This is a genomic window from Microbacterium sp. LBN7 (assembly GCF_045690345.1).
Lineage (GTDB): Bacteria > Actinomycetota > Actinomycetes > Actinomycetales > Microbacteriaceae > Microbacterium.
Map to the genome: position 1 here is coordinate 433,938 of NZ_CP147856.1, position 17,874 is coordinate 451,811.

Here is a 17,874-nt window from a genome sequence, read left to right on the forward strand (position 1 = left end):
CGATGCGCTTCAGCTGCGCGAGGTCACTGACCCGCGGCACCGTCCAGCTCGAGGAGCTTCTGGACCGCTGCCGTCAGGCGCTTGTCGGCGGCCGCGAAGGCTTCGAGGTCTCCTGCCTTCAGCGCTGCCTCGCGGTCGAGCAGCGCCTGCTGGGCCGCCGCGAGGGCCGCGGCCTCATCGCCCGTGGGCTCTGCGGGTTCGGTCGGCTCGGTCGGCGTCTCGCCGGTGCTCGGATCGTCCTCACCCGGTTCCGTCGGCTCGACGGTGTCGTCACCGCCGGTCGCACCCGAGTCGCCCCCGAAGAGCGTGTCGAGCGCCTCCGTGAGCGTGTTCTCGAAGGCCACCCGATCGCCGAAGGCGACGAGCACCTTCTGCAGCCTCGGGAGCTGCGTGCCCTCGGAGGACTGCACGTACACGGGCTGAACGTAGAGCAGACCGCCACCCACCGGAAGCGTGAGCAGGTTGCCGTAGATCACCTCGGACTCGCCCTGTTGCAGCAGGTTCAGCTGCGGCACGACGGCGGTGTCCGAGTTGTAGGTGTTCTGCACCTGGCCGGGACCGGGCACCGTGGTGTCCGTGTCGATCTCGAGCATCCGGAGCTGGCCGTAGCCCTCGCCCTTCACTCCGGCCTCCGACCCGGCATCCGAGTCCACCGCGAGGTAGCCCATCAGCACGTCTCGGCTGCCGCCCGCTCCCTGGGAGACGGGGATGAAGGTGGAGAACATCGAGAAGCGCGGCGAATCCTGCCCCGGCATCTGCATCGTCAGGTAGTACGGCGGCTGCAGCATCGCGTCGCTGCGGGGGTCGTTCGGCGTCTGCCAGCGGTTGTCCTGCTGTGCGAACGATCCGGCCGTGTCGACGTGGTAGATCCCCAGCACGTCGCGCTGCACCTTGAACAGGTCGGTCGGGTAGCGCACGTGGCTCATGAGCTCGCCGGACATCTCGCTGATCGGCTTGACCGTCGACGGGTAGACCTTCTGCCAGGTCTCCAGCACCGGGTCCTCCTCGTCCCACGCGTAGAGCGTGACCGAGCCGTCGTAGGCGTCGACCGTGGCCTTCACGGAGTTGCGGATGTAGTTGATGTCGTCGATCGCGAGCGTGGGCGACGGGACGTTGGAGTCGGCGATCGCGTCCGACAGGCTGACGCCGGTCGAGTACGGGTACGTCGAGCTGGTGGTGTAGCCGTCGACGATCCAGACGATGCGGCCGTCGACGACGCTCGGGTACGGGTCGCTGTCGAGCTCGAGGTACGGGGCGACCTTCTGCACGCGCGTCTTCGGATCGCGGTCGTAGAGGATCTGGGAATCCTCGTTCACGAGGTTCGAGAACAGGATCTGCTCGGACTGGAACTTCAGCGCGTACAGCAGCTTCGTGAACGTGTTGCCGACGGCGGGGCCGCCCTCGCCCTCGAACGTCGTCTTCGTCTCACTGGACCCGTCCTTGCCGCGCGGGTAGTCGATCTCCGCCGGCTCCGAGCCCTCGGGGGCGCCGACGATCGAGTACTCCGGGGAGTTCTCGCCGAAGTAGACGCGCGGTTCGAAGTTCTCGCGGTCGGTGAGGAACCCGGACGACGGGATGCCGCGCTCGAGGAACACCGGCTCGCCGTCGCTGGTGCGCTGGTTGCCGGCGGCAGCGACGAGGCCGTAGCCGTGCGTGTAGACCGCGACGCGGTTGTTCCAGTTGTCGCCGTCGCCGAGACCCGACATGTCGAGGTCTCGCACGGAGACGACCGTGTCCTGCATCACGCCGTCGATCTCGTACCGGTCGACGTCCATCGTCGTCTGGAACTGGTAGTACCCGCGGTACTGCTCGAGCTGGCGCACGGTCGGCGGGATGACCTTCGGGTCCATGATGCGGATCGACGCCGTGGTCTCGGCGTCCTCACGCAGCTGGCCCGCAGCGGCATCCGTCTCGGCCTCGAAGGCCGTGGTCTCGAGGTCGGCGATGCCGTAGGCCTCTTTCGTGCCGTCGATGTTCCGCTGGTAGTACTCGGCCTGGTAGGCGTTCTGGTTCGGCTTCACCTGGAAGGTGGTGACGATCCACGGGTATCCGACCCCGACGACGAGCGACGTGACGATCAGCAGCGCGGTCGCCGCGAGCGGGAAGCGCCAGCGGCCGATGACCGCGGTGACGAAGAAGAGCACGGCGACCACGGCGGCGACGACCGAGAGGATCGCCAGACCGGGGATGGTCGCGTTGACACCCGTGTACGCCGCACCGGTGATGCGGTCGTCCGGAGCGGTCAGGGTCTTGTACTGGTCGAGCCAGAAGCTCGCCGCCTGAACCAGAAGGTAGAGACCGGCGATCACCGCGAGCTGGATGCGCGCGGGCTTCGAGATGCGCAGCTCGCCCTGGCCGACGCGCACCGAGCCGTAGAGGTACGACACGAGAGCGGTGACGAGGAGCGAGAGCAGCAGCACGGCCGAGACGAACGCGAGCAGGATCGAGTAGAACGGCATCGCGAACATGTAGAAGCCGGTGTCGATGCCGAACTGCGGGTCGACCGTCGAGGTCGCCACGCCGTTGGCCCACAGCCAGACGGTCTTCCACTGTCCGGCGGCGGCGAAGCCGGCGAAGAGGCCGAAGAAGATCGGCATGCCCCACATCGCCAGGCGACGCAGCGGCTCGATGACCTCCTGGTAGCGGTCCAGCTGCGAGCTGAGCCGCACGTAGACCGGTCGCAGCCGGTAGGCCAGCTGGATCACGAGGAAGAGCGGCGCCGCCATGCCGAGGAAGCCGACCACGAACATCACGGCCGTGGCGATCCACTGCGTGGTGAGCACGCCGGTGAAGCCCACCTGGTCGAACCAGAGGTACTCCGTGTAGAGCGAGGCGAACACGAAGAACGCCGCGATCAGGGCGGCGATGATCACCAGGGAGATGCCGAGGATGCGTCGGGAGGTTCGAGGCGTGGCCGGATTCGGAGCAGTGGCTGAGTTCGAGGTCACCGTTCCATCCTAGGCGCGCCTCACTGTGCGGCGGCTGTCATCCCGGTCACGGCGAGGTCACGGCCGCTCCCCTGCTCACGAGCCGGCGAGCTCGCACGTGGGGAGAGAGGAGACGTCGCCGTCCGCCGCGATCACCTCGAGCGCGTCGAGCGACTCCTCGAGCGTCGCGGTGCGGATCACCTGCAGTCCGTCGGGCACATGCCCCACCACCTCGTCGCAGTTCGAGGCCGGCGCGAGGAAGAAGTCCGCTCCGGCGTCGCGCGCGCCGTAGAGCTTCTGACGGATGCCGCCGATCGGCCCGACCGTGCCCTCGGCATCGATCGTGCCGGTGCCGGCGATGTTGTGGCCGCCGTTCAGCTCGCCCTCGGTGAGCGTGTCGATGATGCCGAGTGCGAACATCATCCCCGCGCTGGGGCCGCCGACGTTGTCGAGCTGGAGCGTGACGTCGACCTCGAAGTCGTAGTCCGTGCGCAGCGTGATGCCGATGAGCCAGGTGGTCACGTCGTTCTCGGTGTGCTCCTCGGGAGTCACCTCGACGGTCTTCTCCTCGCCCGCGCGCAGGACGGTGAGGGCGACCGGGTCGCCGCCCGCCTTCTGGATCGCCTCGCGCAGCTGCGTGGCGGAGGTGACCGGCGTCCCGTCGATCGCGGTGATCACGTCTTCGCCCTCGAGCAGCCCGTCGGCCGGGGCGTCCGCCACGGCCTCCTGCACAACGACCTTCGCTCCCGTGTCGTAGCCGAGCTCGTTCAGGGCTGCGGCCGTCGCCTCGTGCTGGGAATCGACCATCAGCATCGCATTGCGCTCATCGCGCTGCTCGGTGGTGACGCCCTCAGGGAAGACCGAGTCGAGCGGCACGACCGCGCGGGACCAGTCCATCCAGGCGAGGGCGAGCTCGAACCAGCTCGGAGTGCGCTCGCGGTTGCCGACGACCTGCACGGTCGTGAGGTCGAGCGTGCCGCCCGTCTCGAACGTCTCGGCACCCTCGACGCTGATCAGCGGCACCTGCTCGCCGTCGGTCCCCGTCGCGGTGCCGAGCGTGTCGTAGACGGGACCGGGACGCTGAATCACGTACGGCGTCGGCAGGAAGGTCAGGACCACGAGGGCGATGAGCGCGACGATCAGCGCCCAGACACCGAGTCCGGGCTTTCCAGACCGCGTTCGATCCACAGCATTCCTCCGTCGTTCGCGAGCGGCGTACAGCGATCTGCTCGCTTCGGGGACGCGTGCAGAAACCTGTGACTAGCGTAGATGCCACGGCTATAGGCGTGCTGAGAGGGCGAACGACATGGCAGACAACGACCCGACTCCCGAGGACTTCCAGGAGTTCCTCCGAAAGATGCTCTCGAACCAGGGCGGCGGGGACATCGACCCCGAGGCCCTGCGGGATGCCATGCAGGGCATGGAGGGCTTCCAGTTCGACCCCGCGATGATGCAGACGATCATGTCGCAGCTGCAGGGTGCGTTCGTCGGAGACCCGTGGGAGAACGCGCAGCGCCAGGCCCTGCACATCGCGAATCGCGACGGCCAGGGGGTGACCGACGGCTCGCGCAGCTCGCTGGTCGACTCGTTCACGCTCGCGAACCTGTGGCTCGGCGAGGCGACGACGATCTCCGAACTGAGCGAGGCTCCCACCGCGATGACCCGCGGCGAGTGGGTCGAGAAGACCCTGCCCGTCTGGAAGGAGATCGCCGGGCCGGTGTCGACGAGCATCGCCGATGCGCTGACCTCCGCCCTCGACACCCAGGTGCCCGAGGAGATGCGCGGCGTCGTCCAGGGCGCGGGCAAGCTCATGCGCGGCCTCGGCGGCTCGGTGTTCGCCGCGCAGTTCGGCCAGGTCCTGGGCAATCTCTCGCTCGAGGTGGTGTCCGGCGGCGACGTCGGCATCCCGGTGCTCCCTGCCGGGACGGCCGCCGTCATCCCGCAGAACCTCACCGCGTTCGGCGAGGGACTGGAGATCCCCGAGGACCAGATCGCGCTGTACCTGGCGACGCGCGAGCTCGCCTATGCGCGCCTGTATCGGCACGCGAAGTGGCTGCACCTGCACGTGATGGCGCAGATCACCGACTTCGCACGCGGCGTGAGCGTCGACGTGGATGCGCTCGAAGACGTCGCCAGCCGCCTCGACCCCTCTGACCCGGAGGAGCTGCGGGCGGCGATCGAGGGCGGGGCGCTGCTCCCCGCGCAGACCGAGGCTCAGCGCGAGGCCCTGACGCGTCTCGAGAACCTCATCGCGACGATCGACGGCTGGGTGGACGTGGTCACCGCTCAGGCCACCGCGCGGCTCCCCGACGGGGCGCGCATCGCCGAGGCGGCCCGTCGTCGTCGCGCGGTCGGCGGCCCTGCCGAAGACGCCCTGGGCGCTCTCGTCGGGCTCAAGCTGCGTCCGCGGCGGATGCGCGAGGCCTCGGCCATGTGGCAGGCCGTGACGGATGCCGTCGGCATCGGCGCCCGCGATGCCCTGTGGGACTATCCCGACCTCATGCCGACCGCCGACGACATCGACGACCCGAGTGCACTGGTCGCCCGGCTGCAGGCCGCCGAGCGCGGTGAGCAGCCGGTCGCGGACGAGTTCGACGAGGCTCTCGCCCGTCTGCTCGACGGCGACGACTTCTCCGCCGAGGATCCGACGGACAATGCCGACGGGTCCGACGACCCGGACGGGGACGGCGCACCCGAGGGCGAACGACCGGTCTGAGGTCTCCGGGTGGAGCGGGCGATGCGCACCGCTCCTCCCCTGGCTCGGGAAGCACGGAAGTTCTCCACGGACCGGCCTTCTCCGCACCACGGCATCCTGGGCTTCACCAGAATCGGGGGATGCCGCTGACCCCGCCGACCCTCACCCGTCTGGATCCGAGCGCGCCGCTGCTCTGGCGGGATGAGCGGACGCTCCAGCTCGGCGTCGACGAGGGGCCGCGCATCGCGGTCGACGCACCGTGGGTGGAGCTGCTGCTGAGTCGCCTGCGCTCCGGCTTCCGCCGAGCCGCCTTCGACGTGATCGCGCACGGCGTGGGAGCCCCGCGACAGGACGCCCGGATGCTGCTGGCCAGGATCGAGCACCTGCTGATCGACGATCCGCCGACGGTTCGCCCCGCGTGGGTCAAAATCATCGGCGTCACCGACGGACGCGCCGCCCACCGCGCCAGAGAGGTGCTCGAGGACGAGGGGATCGCGCTGGTCGACCGCTCGGTCCGCGGTGCGGTCGGCGTGATCCTCGTGCAGGGCGCCGCCGCCGCCGTGCAGTTCGCGCGCTACCTGCGCGAGGACATCCCCCATCTCCCCGTCGCCTTCGAGCCGGGCCGGGTCTCGGCCGGTCCCCTGGTACTCCCCGGGGAGTCACCCTGTCTGGCCTGCCGAGACGCCGACGATGCGCGCCTCGACCCGGCGTGGCCGCTGCTGCATGCACAGATGATCGGCCGCGGTCCCGCTGTGCTGCGGGCGGCGCAGGTGGCGGAGGGAGCACTCGCGGCGGCGCGACTCCTCGCGGCGGGAGGCGGCGGCGAGATCGTGCGGGTCAGCGCGGACGGCTCGCGTGAGCATCGCGCGGTGACGTTTCACGAAGGATGCCGGTGCCGCGCGCCGTCGTCCCCATCTCCGCCAGGAACCGCGACGGTGCCCGCTCTCCTCGCCCTGCCGACCGCGACCACGAGATGTCCAGCGTCCGTGCGGCGCGCGTGACCCCCACATAGGCCAGTCGCCGCTCCTCATCGATGGCCTCGAAGCTCGATGCGTAGGAGATCGGCAGCGATCCCTCGGCCCACCCCGCGAGGTGCACGTGCGGCCACTCGAGGCCCTTCGCGGCGTGCAGGGTCGACAGCGTCACGGTGCGCATGGTGGGCTCGTGCTGATCCTTCGCCCGCGCCATCATGGCGTCGCTGAACGTGCGCAGGTTCGCCTCGGAGCCCGCTTCCTCCGCGAGTCGCAGGATCGCCCGTCGCGCCTCCCAGCCGTCGCGCTGGGCGCCGCCGGCAGCGGGCGGCTCGTCGGTCAGGCCGAGCTCGCGCAGCACCCGCTGCACGTTCGGCAGGAAGCCCTGCTCGGTCGGAGCCACGGCCGCGGCGCGCAGCGCGAGGATCGCCTGTCGCACCTCGGGCATCGCGAAGAAGCGCGTGCCGCCGAGGACGGAGGTCGGGATGCCCTCCGCCGCGAGCGCCTGCTGCAGCACCGCCGACTGCGCGTGAGCGCGGTACAGCACCGCGATCTCGGCCGGGGAGGCTCCCGCGGCGATCCGGGCGGAGATCGCCGCGGCGATGCCCGCGGCCTCCTCGGACTCGGAGTCGTAGGCGGTGACGGTGGGGGCATCCGCGGTGAACTGCTCTCGGGCGGGGACGAGTTCGAGAGCGCCGGGACGACCGTGCATCAGCGCGTTGGCCGCGGTGAGGATGGGAGCCTGCGACCGGTAGTTCGTCTCGAGCCGCACGACGGTCGCATCCGGGTGACGGCGTTCGAACTCGAGCAGGAAGCGCTGCTCGGCGCCCGCGAACGAGTAGATGGTCTGGCTGGCGTCGCCGACGACGCAGATGTCCTGGCGATCCCCCAGCCAGAGCTCCAGCAGCCGGTTCTGCAGCGGCGAGACGTCCTGGAACTCGTCGACCGTGAAGTGGCGGTACTGCTCGTGGACGGATGCCGCGACGCGCGGCTCCGCCTCCAGCATGCCGGCGCAGGCGAGCAGGACGTCCTCGAAGTCGAGCTGCCGGCGCTCGTCCTTCAGCGCCTCGTAATTGCGCATCAGCTCGACCAGCTGCCCGGAGTCGACACCCGTCACCGTGCGGCCGAGCGCGGCATGCTGGTCGATCGAGAGCATCGACACCTTGCGCCACTCGATCTCGGATGCGATGTCCCGGAGGGTGGCGGTGCTCGGTCGCAGCCGGATCGCGTCGGCCGCCTGCCCCAGCATCCGCACCTTGTTGGTGATGATCGCCGGGGCGGGCGAGCCGGCCAGCGTCGGCCAGAAGAAGTTCAGCTGCGCGAGGGCGGTGGCGTGGAACGTGCGCGCCGCGACGCCCTCGACGCCCAGAGCGCGCAGCCGGCCTCGGAGCTCCCCCGCCGCCTTCGCGGTGAAGGTCACCGCCATGACCCGCGACGGCGAATACGCCCCGGTGTCGACGCCGTGCGCGATGCGATGCGTGATCACGCGGGTCTTGCCGGTTCCCGCGCCGGCGAGCACGGCGACCGGACCCCGCAGGACGGATGCCGCAGCCCGCTGCCGCTCGTCGAGGGCATCGAGTGCGCTCACGCGTGGTCCTCGTACCAGTCGATGATCAGCGCGCGCGCGATGGATGCCGGACCCGGCAGCCCCACAGGGCCGTCGCCGGCGAGGGCGGAGGCGATCTCGCTCCGGGTGAACCACCGGACGTCGACGATCTCCTCGCCGTCGGCGAGAGCCGCGGACTCGTCGTCGACGACCGCTCGGAAGCCGATCATCAGCGAGCGCGGGAAGGGCCAGGCCTGGGACGAGATGTAGCGCAGCGAGGAGAGGCGCACGCCGGACTCCTCCTCGATCTCCCGATGCACGGTCGCCTCGAGCGACTCCCCGGCCTCGGTGAAACCCGCGAAGCAGGAGTACATGCGCCCGCCCCAGTTCGCGTTCGCTCCGAGCAGCAGTCGCTCGCCGTCGCGACTCTCGACGGCGACGATCACCGCGGGGTCGTTGCGTGGGAAGTGGTCACGCCCGCAGACGAGGCAGCGCCGCGACCAGCCGGCCTGCCGCACCTCGGTGCCGCCGCCGCAGGTCGGGCAGAAGGGTGCGTCACGCAGCCATCCGGCGAGTGCGATCGCCTCGACGAGCAGTTCGGACTCGACGCGGTCGATGCGTCCGCCGAGGTCGCGCAGCCCGAGCCAGATCTCGTCCGGAGCCGTGTCGAGGGCATCGTTCTCGGGCGGTGCGACGGCGAGCAGCAGCACGGTCCCGTCCTGATCGCGACCGAGCAGCGCCCAGATCGCGTCGCCGACGGCGTCCGCCTGCACGCGCAGCAGGGTCGAGTCGACGACCCGCACGCGCCCCTCGCGCACAACGATGACCCGGGTTCCGGGGTCGTCTCGCAGACGCTCGAGCACGTCCGGCTCCTCGCGGAGCTCGGCGGCGCGGTCGAGGGACGGGGGCTGAAAGGTCATCGACTCCCTCTCTCACGGGCGTGGCGGAGGCGGGACCGCCCCGGCGTCGACCTACCCTGGGGGCATGGGACGCTCTCCATTCACTCTAGCCGCGGCGGTGACGGCCGCACTGCCCGGCGCGGAGGTCACGGGTGCTCGCCCTCTGAGCGCCGACGGCGACGGCCGGTTCGACTCGGCGGTCGCCTCTCTGGCCGACGGCCGTGAACTCGCGATCCGCGTCGCCGACGACGAGGAGGCCGCTCGAGAACTGGCCGCGGAGGCCCTGGCGCTGCGTGCCCTGACCGACGGCGTCCGCGCGATGCTGCCGTTCCAGGCGCCCGAGTACATCGGCGAGACATCGGTCGGCGCGGGCCGCGCGCTGGTGACCGAGCTCCTCCCCGGATTCCAGATCGACGCCTCGCTCGTCCCGGCCGGGCGTGGCGCGGCCGAATCGATGGGTGCCGCGATCGCCGCCGTCCACGGGATGCCGACCTCGGTCGTCCGCGGAGCCGGTCTCGTGACCCGCTCGGCAGACGAGACCCGTGACGAGCTGAGCCGCCTCATCGACTCCGCAGCGGCGACGGGCCGGGTGCCCGCGCGCCTCACGGTGCGCTGGCGCGACGCCGTCGCCGACGACGACCTGTGGCGGTTCGAGTCGACCGTGGTCCTCGGTGGCGTCCAGGCGACCTCGTTCGTCTTCACGGATCACCCCGAGCGCGGCCCCGAGGTCACCGGCCTCGTCGGATGGCACGGGCTCTCCGTCGGCGACCCCGCCGTCGATCTCTCCTGGCTGTCGGCTGCACCGGATGCCGCGCCCGACGTGCACGCGACCTACGCGCGTACGGTCGATCGCGCACCGGATCCCGGTCTCGAGGTCCGCGCACGACTGCTGGCAGAGCTCGAATTCGCCCGGTGGCTGGTGCACGGCGACGCGATGCGCCGGCCCGACATCGTCGATGACGCGGCCGCGCTGCTCGAATCCCTCGCCGAGGGCCTGCGCACCGACGACCTCAGCATCATCGCGGCCCGGAGCGAGGGGGTCGATTCCGCACTCGACGCTCTGGACCGTGTGCCGGCCACCGCGGCGACCCACGTGGACACGTCCATGCAGACGGACGCCTACAACCCGAACGAGCTCTGGGCCGCCGCCGCAGACACCGACGACGCGCGCGATGATGACGCCGATGCCGATGCCGATGCCGAGCCCACCCCGCCGTGGGCCGCACGCGAGGAGGCATCCGACCCGGAGAGCGCCGATGCCGCCCACCGCGCCGAGATGCTGAATCTCGAGACCGAGGATCTGTCCGGCGTCGCGAGCATGTTCGCCGGCACGAACGGGGTCGCCGGCGTGCTCGAGGACTCGCATCCGCTGGCTCCGCAGCGCCGCGAAGCCGACGCCTCAGGCGACGCCTCCGCGGAGGAATCCGCCGACGACTCGGAAGAGGCTCAGCGCGCGGCGCGCGCCGCGCTCCAGCGCTGGAAGAGCTCGTCCTCGGAGTAGACCCGGTCGCCGCGGATGACGAGATCGTCCGCGACGTAGTACAGCGCGACGTCGATCTCGTCCAACGGCACCTCGAAGCGTCGGTGGTAGGCGAGACGGTAGAGCGCGAGCTGCAGCATCCGCTCGTCCCGCTCCTGCGCCGTCCGCGGCGCCTTGCCCGTCTTCCAGTCGACGATCTCGATGCGCCCGCCGCGGTCGTCACGACGATAGACGGCGTCGAGCTTGCAGATGACGATGTGCGCCTGCTCGGTCCCCTCCACACCCGCGCCGAGCGCGAAGTCGATCTCGATCTCGACGGCGATCGGCTTCAGGGCGCCCCACTCGCTGCGCTCGAACGTCTCCTGCAGCGCCGCGAGATCTGCGGCATCCGCCGACGACGTCGGACCGTCGGCGCTGCCGCCGGCGGCGAACCCGGCTTCGGTGGGCGGCTCGTCCTCGTCGAGCTCCCACAGCGCCTCATCGACGCGGCTTCCGACGCCGACGAGCTCTGAGCGCTGCTCGACCCAGGCGTGGAACAGCGTGCCCAGCCGCGTCTGTCGGTAGGGCCGTTCGGGCATCGGCCGCACGATCGAGGACAGCGTGCCGGTGAAGTCCGTGACGTAGTCCTTGAAGCGCGAGGCCGGGACGCGGGTCGGGGCCGCGGCATCCGTCCCCCGCTGGCGTGCGGCGCGCTCGGCGAGCAGGCGGGTCAGCTCCGGGGAAGGCTGCGCGACGCCGGTCCTGGTCGCCTGATCGACAGCGGCCACCGCCGCGGTCACGGCGGCGCGCCGTGCACCCAGCGGATCGAGCGGCCAGGTGAGCGTCGACCCCGGCCCTTCGTACGGATTCTCGTCCGGGTCGACCGGCTCGATCGGCTCCAGCCGCTGCACCTCGATGGCCTCGACGAGGTAGGGGCTCGGCGTGCGCGGCGCCTTCTGCCCCGCCCAGTGCGCCCCGCTGAGCAGCAGATCGGTCCGCGCACGCGTCACCGCGACATACGCGAGCCGACGTTCCTCCTGCTGCTGATACGCGCGGTACGCGTCTTTGAAGCGCTTGAGGGCACCGCCCTGAGGGTTGGCCTTCGTCGCTCCGCCCGAGAGCGAGGCCTGCGCGAGCTTCTGCCGCTTGTCGGGGTCGGCCTCCTCCCCCATCGCCTCGACGGGATCCCACTCGAAGCGCGGCAGCGCATCGCGATCGCCGCGCAGCGCGAACGGCACCACGCCGAAGCCGAACCAGCCCGAGGTGTCCGAGACGCGACTGGGCAGCTCGTCGGCCACGAGCCGGACCACGGCGACCGCGTCCCACTCCAACCCCTTCGAACCGTGGATCGTGAGCAGCTGGACGACCCCCGGTTCCGGCGGTTCCGGTCGGGGCATGAGCTCATCGGTGCTCTCGGCCTTGTCGAGCCAGGCCAGGAGGCTTCCGATGGTGCCGCGGTCGTCCGCGGCGAGGAACGCCCGCACCTCGTCGGCGAAGGCCCGCAGCTGGGTCGCCGCGATCCGGGCAGGGCCCCTGGTCTCGTTCGACGCGAGCTCGATGTCCAGCCGCAGCTCCATCTCGATCAACCGGATCAGCTCCGGGATCGGCTGCGAGGATGCCCGCCGCAGGCGCTCGAGCATCTCGCCGGCCGCGCGGATCCGTGCGCGCCCCTCCGGCGTGATCTCCTCGAGCATGCGGTAGTCGTCCCTGACCGCGCGCACGACGTCGACGGCGTCGATGATCGACACCGCCTCGTCGGCCCCGCGCGACGAACGCAGCCTCGCCCGCACCTCCTCCGGCAAGGGCGCCATGTCGGTGTCTCGTTCGGCGAGCGTGCGACCGAGGTCGTACAGCGCACCCATGTCGGCGACCCCCACGCCGAAGCGCGGTCCGGTGAGCAGGCGGATCAGTGCCGACCCCGCCGTCGGGTCGTGGACGACCCGCAGCGTGGAGACGACATCGACCACCTCGGGCGTCGTGAGCAGTCCCCCGAGGCCGAGGATCCGATGCGGGATGCCGCGGGCGGCGAGCGCTCCGGCGAAGGTCTGCATGTGCCTCTTCGAGCGGAAGAGGATCGCGCCGGTGTGGGGACCGTGGTCTCCCTGCCCTCCGGCTGCACCCTGCGCCTCGTGCGCGGCGCGACGCTCGGCGAACCATTCCGCGACGGCCGCGGCCTCGTCGTCGACCGTGAACGGGAAGCGCACGCTCACGACTCCGTCGCCCGCGCCCGGACGCGGTTCGAGCGGCGGCACATCGAGTCCCGGCCGCTGCAGGGGTTCGAGCACCCGGTTCGCGATGTCGAGGATGCCGCGGTCGTTGCGCCAGCTCGTCATCAGGCTGTACGTCTGCGCGGCTCCCGTGCTCGCGAATGTCTTCGAGAAGGCGTACAGGTTGTCGGCGCTCGCGCCCCGCCACCCGTAGATCGACTGGTGCGGGTCGCCGACCGCCATGACCGCGGCATCCCGGAAGAGCTCGGCGAGGAACCGTGTCTGGATGACGGAGGTGTCCTGATACTCGTCGAGGAGCACGACACGGTGCTGCTCGCGGAGCTCGGCGCGCACGTCGGGGGCGGACTCGACGATGTCGTAGGCGCCGCCCACCTGGTCGGCGAAGTCGAGCACGCCGCGCCGCTCCTTCTCGGCCATGTAGTCGCGAACGAGGTCGGCGAGGGTGGGCAGGCTCAGCAGGTTCGACGCCGCCTTCTCGACGTCGGCGTTCGACCGGTAGGGGGCGAAGGCGAGTGCCTGCTCCCGCGCGATCCGCTCCGCGAGGTCGAGATCGACGCGGTGGTCCAGCGCATCCCCGGCCAGCCGCTGCACGGCGTCGATCACGGTCCCGAGAGCGAAGTCGATGTTCTCGAGCTCGGGAAGGTCGCTGCGCAGCACCACTTCGCGCGCCAGCATCCAGGACGCGGCTTGGCTGAGCATCGCCACGTCGGGGTCGCGACCGATCCGCGCGGCGTGCTCGCGGACGATCCCGTCGGCGAAGGCGTTGTACGTCGACACCCGCGGACGGATCATCAGGTCCTCGGCGGCGCGGGGCGTCGCCGGATCCCACCCCGTCCCGAATCCCGACGCCAGCTCGTCGAGGACGTGGGTGCGCACGAGCTCGCGCTGACGTCCCGACGCCGCATCCGTGACGCGGCGGAGCGCATCGCCGCGAACGATCTCGGCGAGATGCGGCAGCAGTCCCCGTCGTCCGTACTCGTCGATCACGGAGAGGCGGGTCCCGATCCGCTCGGCGAGCTCCCCTGCCGCCTTGCGCGTGAAGGTGAGCCCGAGGATCTCGTCGCGGCGCACGTGCCCGTTGGCGACGAGCCATACGACGCGTCCCGACATGGTCTCGGTCTTGCCGCTGCCCGCGCCGGCGACGACGAGCGCCGGCTCAGGTGGCGCCTCGATCACGCGCTGCTGCGCCGCGGTGGGCGGCGGCTGCCCCAGGGCGGCGGCGATGTCGGTCGCGGACAGGCTGCCGGATACCGCCCATGCCGTCACGAGCTCACCGCCGGCACGGTGTGGATGCGGCACGGGTGCACGCGGCGCTGCGTGTCGGCGCAGTGCGACTCGACCTGGGCCGTGAAGCTCGACGCCGACATGCCGCGCGCCGCGCCCGCCACTCGGCGCAGGAAGGCCGAGCGCGACTCGTCGTCGAGCGTGTGCTGGTGGGCGATCCGGTAGTCGCTCTTCGCGAGGGTCTTCGACACGATAACGAGGCGCGCACCGGCGAGCGATTCGGGCGGAGCCCCCTCGATCAGCCCCTGCTGCACGGCGACCTGGTACGCCGCGAGCTGGGCATGCTCGAGCACGCCGGAGTCGGACTCCGGATCGGTCTTGCCGGTCTTCAGGTCGACCACCACGGTCGGCCCGGCCGGACCGCCCGACATCGACTCCCAGCCGCGGCCGCGCGCATGCGCATGCTCGCCGAGCCCCGGCGGATAGGCCTCGACCCGGTCGATGTACCCGTGGATGATGGCCTGATTCGCGCGGTCCTCGCCGACGGCGTGCACGACGGGTGCGGCCTCCTCGTCCGCCAGGTCGACGGCGAACCGGAACTCGACCTCGCTGCCGATGACCTGGCCGTCGTCACGGCGCACGTCGCCGAGGTACGCGTGCAGCCGATCGACGAACAGGTCGGCGCGCCGACGCTCCTTGCGCCCGATCCACTCGGTCTCGAAGTCGAGTTCGGGCCAGTGCTCGGCGACGATCGCGCGCATCTGCTCGAGGTCGCCGTCGGGAACCCGCTCCATCGCCTCGTGCACGATCGTCCCGATCCCCGCCGTGGGGGGCATGACGGTGTCGCCGCCGAGAGCCGCGACGACCCAGTTCAGGCCGCACTCCTCGTACGATTCCATCTTCGAGGGCGACACGCGCGCCCCGGCGACCGCCAGATCGCGCAGCGGAGCATCCGTCGATCGCGGGGTCACGCCGTACCATTCGGCCGGATCGGCGCCCGGCACGCCTTCGCGGGCGAGGACGGCGAGTTGCGCGGCCGCCTCGCGCCGCAGCGTCTCGGAGGGCACGGAGGTGAGCGTGCGACGGTGACGGGCGACCATGCCGCGCAGGGTGAGCGGATGCTCGGCCGACACGTGACGCTCCGGCGACTCGGGGGCGGGCAGGAAGCCGAAGAAAGCGCTGGGCGTCATGTCGTCGTCGTCGACCGCGGTGATGAGGAGCCGGTCGCGCGCGCGCGAGATGGCCCGCACGAACAGGCGCAGCTCGTCGTGCAGAGCCGCGCGGCGACGGTCGACGACGCCGGGGGCCTCGATGCTCGTCCCCGTCCGAGCGGCCTCGATCTCGTCGGCGAGCCGCCAGGTCTGCAGCAGTCCTCCGCGCAGGCGGACGTTGGGCCAGACGCCGTCCTGCACACCGGCGACGACCACGACGTCGAATTCGGTGCCGAGCGCGGTCGCCGGCGTCAGCAGCGTCACCTTGCCCGGTCGATCCGGCGTCGAGAGCGAGTCCTCGGGGACCTCGCTGTCGAGGATGTCGCGGACGAACGTCTCGGGCTTCTCGTTCGGCGAGCGCTCGACGAAACGCTTCGCCGCGTCGAACAGCGACACCAGCGCATCGAGGGAACGTGCGGTCTCGGCACCGGTCGGCAGAAGCGAGATCTCCCGCCAGGCCACATGCAGTCTGCGTCCGTCGACCGCGCGGGCCTGGTCCCACACCCGCCACAGGAGGTCGTGGATGGTCTCTCCCGCGGACGCGGCATCGGCGAGCGCAGCGATCGTCTCGGCGAACCGCGCCGCGCTGCGGGACTCGGCAGCGTCGATCAGCGTCAGGTGGGCGGGAGCGGTCATCGCCTGCCGCAGCAGCTCGCGGGCAGGGGTCGACCCGCCCTGTTCGAGCTCGATGTGCCGCAGCCGCGCACGCAGACGCCGCAGCCCGATGGCGTCCATCCCGCCGAACGGGGTGCGCAGCGCCTCCTCCAGCGCCTGCGGGGTCCGCTCGTCGGCCGGCGTCAGCGCGAGACGCACGACGCCGACGATGTCGCGCACGATGCCCTCGCTGCCGAGCGGACGCTGGACGCCTGCCGCTCGTGTCGGGATCTCGCGGGCCGCCAGCTCGGTCTCGAGCGTCGTCACCTGACGGGTGTCGTGCGCGATGACGGCCATGCGATCCCAGCGGACGCCGTCGGTCAGATGCCAGTCGCGCATGACGCCCGCGATGCGGTCCAACTCCTCGTACGGCGAAGGGGCGATGAAGGTGCTCACGGCCGCCGCAGCCTCGTCGGCCACCGGCACCGGCGCCCGGCGGTGCTCGACGCGACCGGAGACGCCGATCGCCTGGGTCACGGTGCGCGTCAGAGCGGTGAGCGCCGGACGCTGACGGTGCGACCCGTCGAGGACGCGCACGTCGCCCAGCACGCCGGCGAGCTGTGCGAAGAGCTCGGGGCTGGCGCCGCGGAAGGCTCCGGAGGAGATGTCGGGATCGCCGAACGCGAGCACCGCGATCCCCCGGCTCCGCAGAGCCCCGACCACGGCGATCCCGCCTCGGGTCAGCTCCTGCGCGTCGTCGATGAGCACGACCCGCAGCGACGCGAGCGGACCGAGCGCAGCAGGCTCGGCGGTCTGCAGTATCGCGCTCGCCTCGCTGAGCAGGTCGGCGGCGTCGCGGTGCGCCGAGCGCAAGGCGTCGAGCACCGCACGGTACTCGACGAGGAACTCGGCCGCGGCGGCCCACACCTTGTTGCCCGACGCGCGGAGCTCGTCGGGGTGGGCGCCGATCTCGGTGCACTCCGCGAGGAAGGCTCGCAGCTCGGAGCGGAATCCCTTGGACGCGCGCACGGATGCGCTGAGCGCCTCGGGCCACGGGATGCGCTCGTCTTCGGCGTCGCCCGCCAGCAGCTCCGCGATGATGCGGTCCTGGTCGGCGCCCGTGAGCAGAGCCGGCGGCTCGGCGCCGGCACGCACCATCGCGCCGCGCACGAGCTGGAAGGCGAACGAGCCCAGCGAGCGAGCGAGGGGCCCCGGTGTCGCCTGCCCGATGCGCACGCCGATCCGGTCGCGCAGCGCGGTCGCGGCCTGGCGGCTCGGCGTGAGCACGAGCACCTCCTCCGGGCGCATCCCCTCGGTGTCGAGCAGGTGCACGACGCGATCGACGAGGGTGCGGGTCTTCCCTGTGCCCGGCGCGCCGATGATGACCCCCGAGGCGGTCGACGCGGCGGCGACGACGGCTCGCTGCGCGGCATCCGGTGTCATGTCCTCCACGGTATCGGGGCGCGCGGACATCGTCGCCGCGCCCTGCCCGCACGCCGTGTGCGCTCACGGCGAAACCGGCTCCGGCGGCCGATCCCGCCCGGTGCGCGCGGGGTAGAGTTGGGACGTCCGACGAACTTCAAGGAGCACGCGTGGAAATCCGCATCGGCATCATCAACACCGGCCGCGAGCTGAGCTTCGACACCGGCGCGAGCGCGGACGAGGTCCGCACCCAGGTCTCGGCCGCACTCGAGCAGAGCTCGACGCACCTGAACTTCTCCGACGTGAAGGGCAACTCCTACCTCGTCCCGACCGCGAACCTCGCCTACATCGAGCTGGGCTCCGAGGAATCCCGCCGCGTCGGCTTCGTCGCCTGACCGGACGATGTACATCCTCCTCGCGCTCATCGGCGCGTGCGCTCTCGGCATCGGCGCGCACTATCTGATCGGCGGCCGCGACCTGCGCGGCGTCGCCGTGACTCCGGCCATCGCGACGGCCGTGTCGGCGATCGCGTACACCGGCCTGCAGTGGGCGGGGCTCGGCGAGGACAGCATCTGGCTCTGGCTCGCGAGCGTCCTCGGAGCCGTGGCCGTCGCGGTCCTGGCGACGGTGGCGATCGTCGCGGTGCGCCGCCGATCGGATGCCCAGGCCAAGGCCGCGCTCGGGATCTGACCCGGCGA

At 71.3% G+C, this 17,874-nt stretch carries 10 protein-coding genes; 4 read left to right on the forward strand and 6 right to left on the reverse strand.

Going from position 1 to position 17,874, the window contains the following annotated elements; genetic code table 11:
* Positions 1-23 precede the first annotated feature (23 nt).
* Positions 24-2,948 (reverse strand): UPF0182 family protein, encoded by a 2,925-nt coding sequence (locus LBN7_RS02110; protein WP_407360813.1) that lies wholly within the window; start codon positions 2,946-2,948, stop codon positions 24-26.
* 75 nt (positions 2,949-3,023) lie between these two features.
* The gene (locus LBN7_RS02115) at positions 3,024-4,115 is read right to left on the reverse strand and encodes a PDZ domain-containing protein (RefSeq protein ID WP_407360814.1); all 1,092 of its coding nucleotides are present in this window, start codon (positions 4,113-4,115) and stop codon (positions 3,024-3,026) included.
* Between the two features lie 118 nt (positions 4,116-4,233).
* Here LBN7_RS02115 and LBN7_RS02120 point away from each other — a divergent pair, with 118 nt between their 5' ends.
* Positions 4,234-5,643, forward strand: a complete 1,410-nt coding sequence (locus tag LBN7_RS02120) for a zinc-dependent metalloprotease (protein WP_407360815.1) — start codon at positions 4,234-4,236, stop codon at positions 5,641-5,643.
* 816 nt (positions 5,644-6,459) lie between these two features.
* Here the strand turns inward: LBN7_RS02120 and LBN7_RS02125 are convergent.
* Both LBN7_RS02125 and nudC read right to left on the reverse strand, forming a co-directional pair.
* A complete protein-coding gene (locus LBN7_RS02125; protein WP_407360816.1) occupies positions 6,460-8,181 on the reverse strand; it encodes an ATP-dependent helicase in 1,722 nt (573 codons plus the stop codon).
* On the reverse strand, positions 8,178-9,059 hold the full coding sequence (gene nudC / locus LBN7_RS02130) for an NAD(+) diphosphatase (RefSeq protein ID WP_407360817.1): 882 nt from the start codon (positions 9,057-9,059) through the stop codon (positions 8,178-8,180). Before nudC ends, LBN7_RS02125 begins: the two co-directional genes overlap by 4 nt.
* Before the next feature lie 64 nt (positions 9,060-9,123).
* Here nudC and LBN7_RS02135 point away from each other — a divergent pair, with 64 nt between their 5' ends.
* A complete protein-coding gene (locus LBN7_RS02135; RefSeq protein WP_407360818.1) occupies positions 9,124-10,539 on the forward strand; it encodes a hypothetical protein in 1,416 nt (471 codons plus the stop codon).
* Here LBN7_RS02135 and LBN7_RS02140 read toward each other — a convergent pair.
* Both LBN7_RS02140 and LBN7_RS02145 read right to left on the reverse strand, forming a co-directional pair.
* A complete protein-coding gene (locus LBN7_RS02140) occupies positions 10,485-14,024 on the reverse strand; it encodes a UvrD-helicase domain-containing protein (protein WP_407360819.1) in 3,540 nt (1,179 codons plus the stop codon). The two genes, LBN7_RS02135 and LBN7_RS02140, sit on opposite strands and share 55 nt — an antisense overlap.
* On the reverse strand, positions 13,988-17,197 hold the full coding sequence (locus tag LBN7_RS02145; RefSeq protein WP_407360820.1) for an ATP-dependent helicase: 3,210 nt from the start codon (positions 17,195-17,197) through the stop codon (positions 13,988-13,990). Before LBN7_RS02145 ends, LBN7_RS02140 begins: the two co-directional genes overlap by 37 nt.
* A gap of 149 nt (positions 17,198-17,346) precedes the next feature.
* On the opposite strand from LBN7_RS02145, the gene LBN7_RS02150 reads away from it, so the two are divergent.
* Together LBN7_RS02150 and LBN7_RS02155 are read left to right on the forward strand one after the other, a co-directional pair.
* The gene (locus LBN7_RS02150; RefSeq protein WP_116636539.1) at positions 17,347-17,571 is read left to right on the forward strand and encodes a DUF3107 domain-containing protein; all 225 of its coding nucleotides are present in this window, start codon (positions 17,347-17,349) and stop codon (positions 17,569-17,571) included.
* 7 nt (positions 17,572-17,578) lie between these two features.
* Complete coding sequence (locus LBN7_RS02155; RefSeq protein ID WP_116636540.1) at positions 17,579-17,866, forward strand: hypothetical protein; 288 nt, start codon at positions 17,579-17,581, stop codon at positions 17,864-17,866.
* Positions 17,867-17,874: the final 8 nt, after the last annotated feature.

Coding starts and splice junctions, on each gene's coding strand:
- LBN7_RS02120 (WP_407360815.1), top strand. CDS start 4,234: ATGGCAGACAACGACCCGACTCCCGAGGACTTCCAGGAGTTCCTCCGA.
- nudC (WP_407360817.1), bottom strand. CDS start 9,059: ATGACCTTTCAGCCCCCGTCCCTCGACCGCGCCGCCGAGCTCCGCGAG.
- LBN7_RS02135 (WP_407360818.1), top strand. CDS start 9,124: ATGGGACGCTCTCCATTCACTCTAGCCGCGGCGGTGACGGCCGCACTG.
- LBN7_RS02145 (WP_407360820.1), bottom strand. CDS start 17,197: ATGACACCGGATGCCGCGCAGCGAGCCGTCGTCGCCGCCGCGTCGACC.
- LBN7_RS02155 (WP_116636540.1), top strand. CDS start 17,579: ATGTACATCCTCCTCGCGCTCATCGGCGCGTGCGCTCTCGGCATCGGC.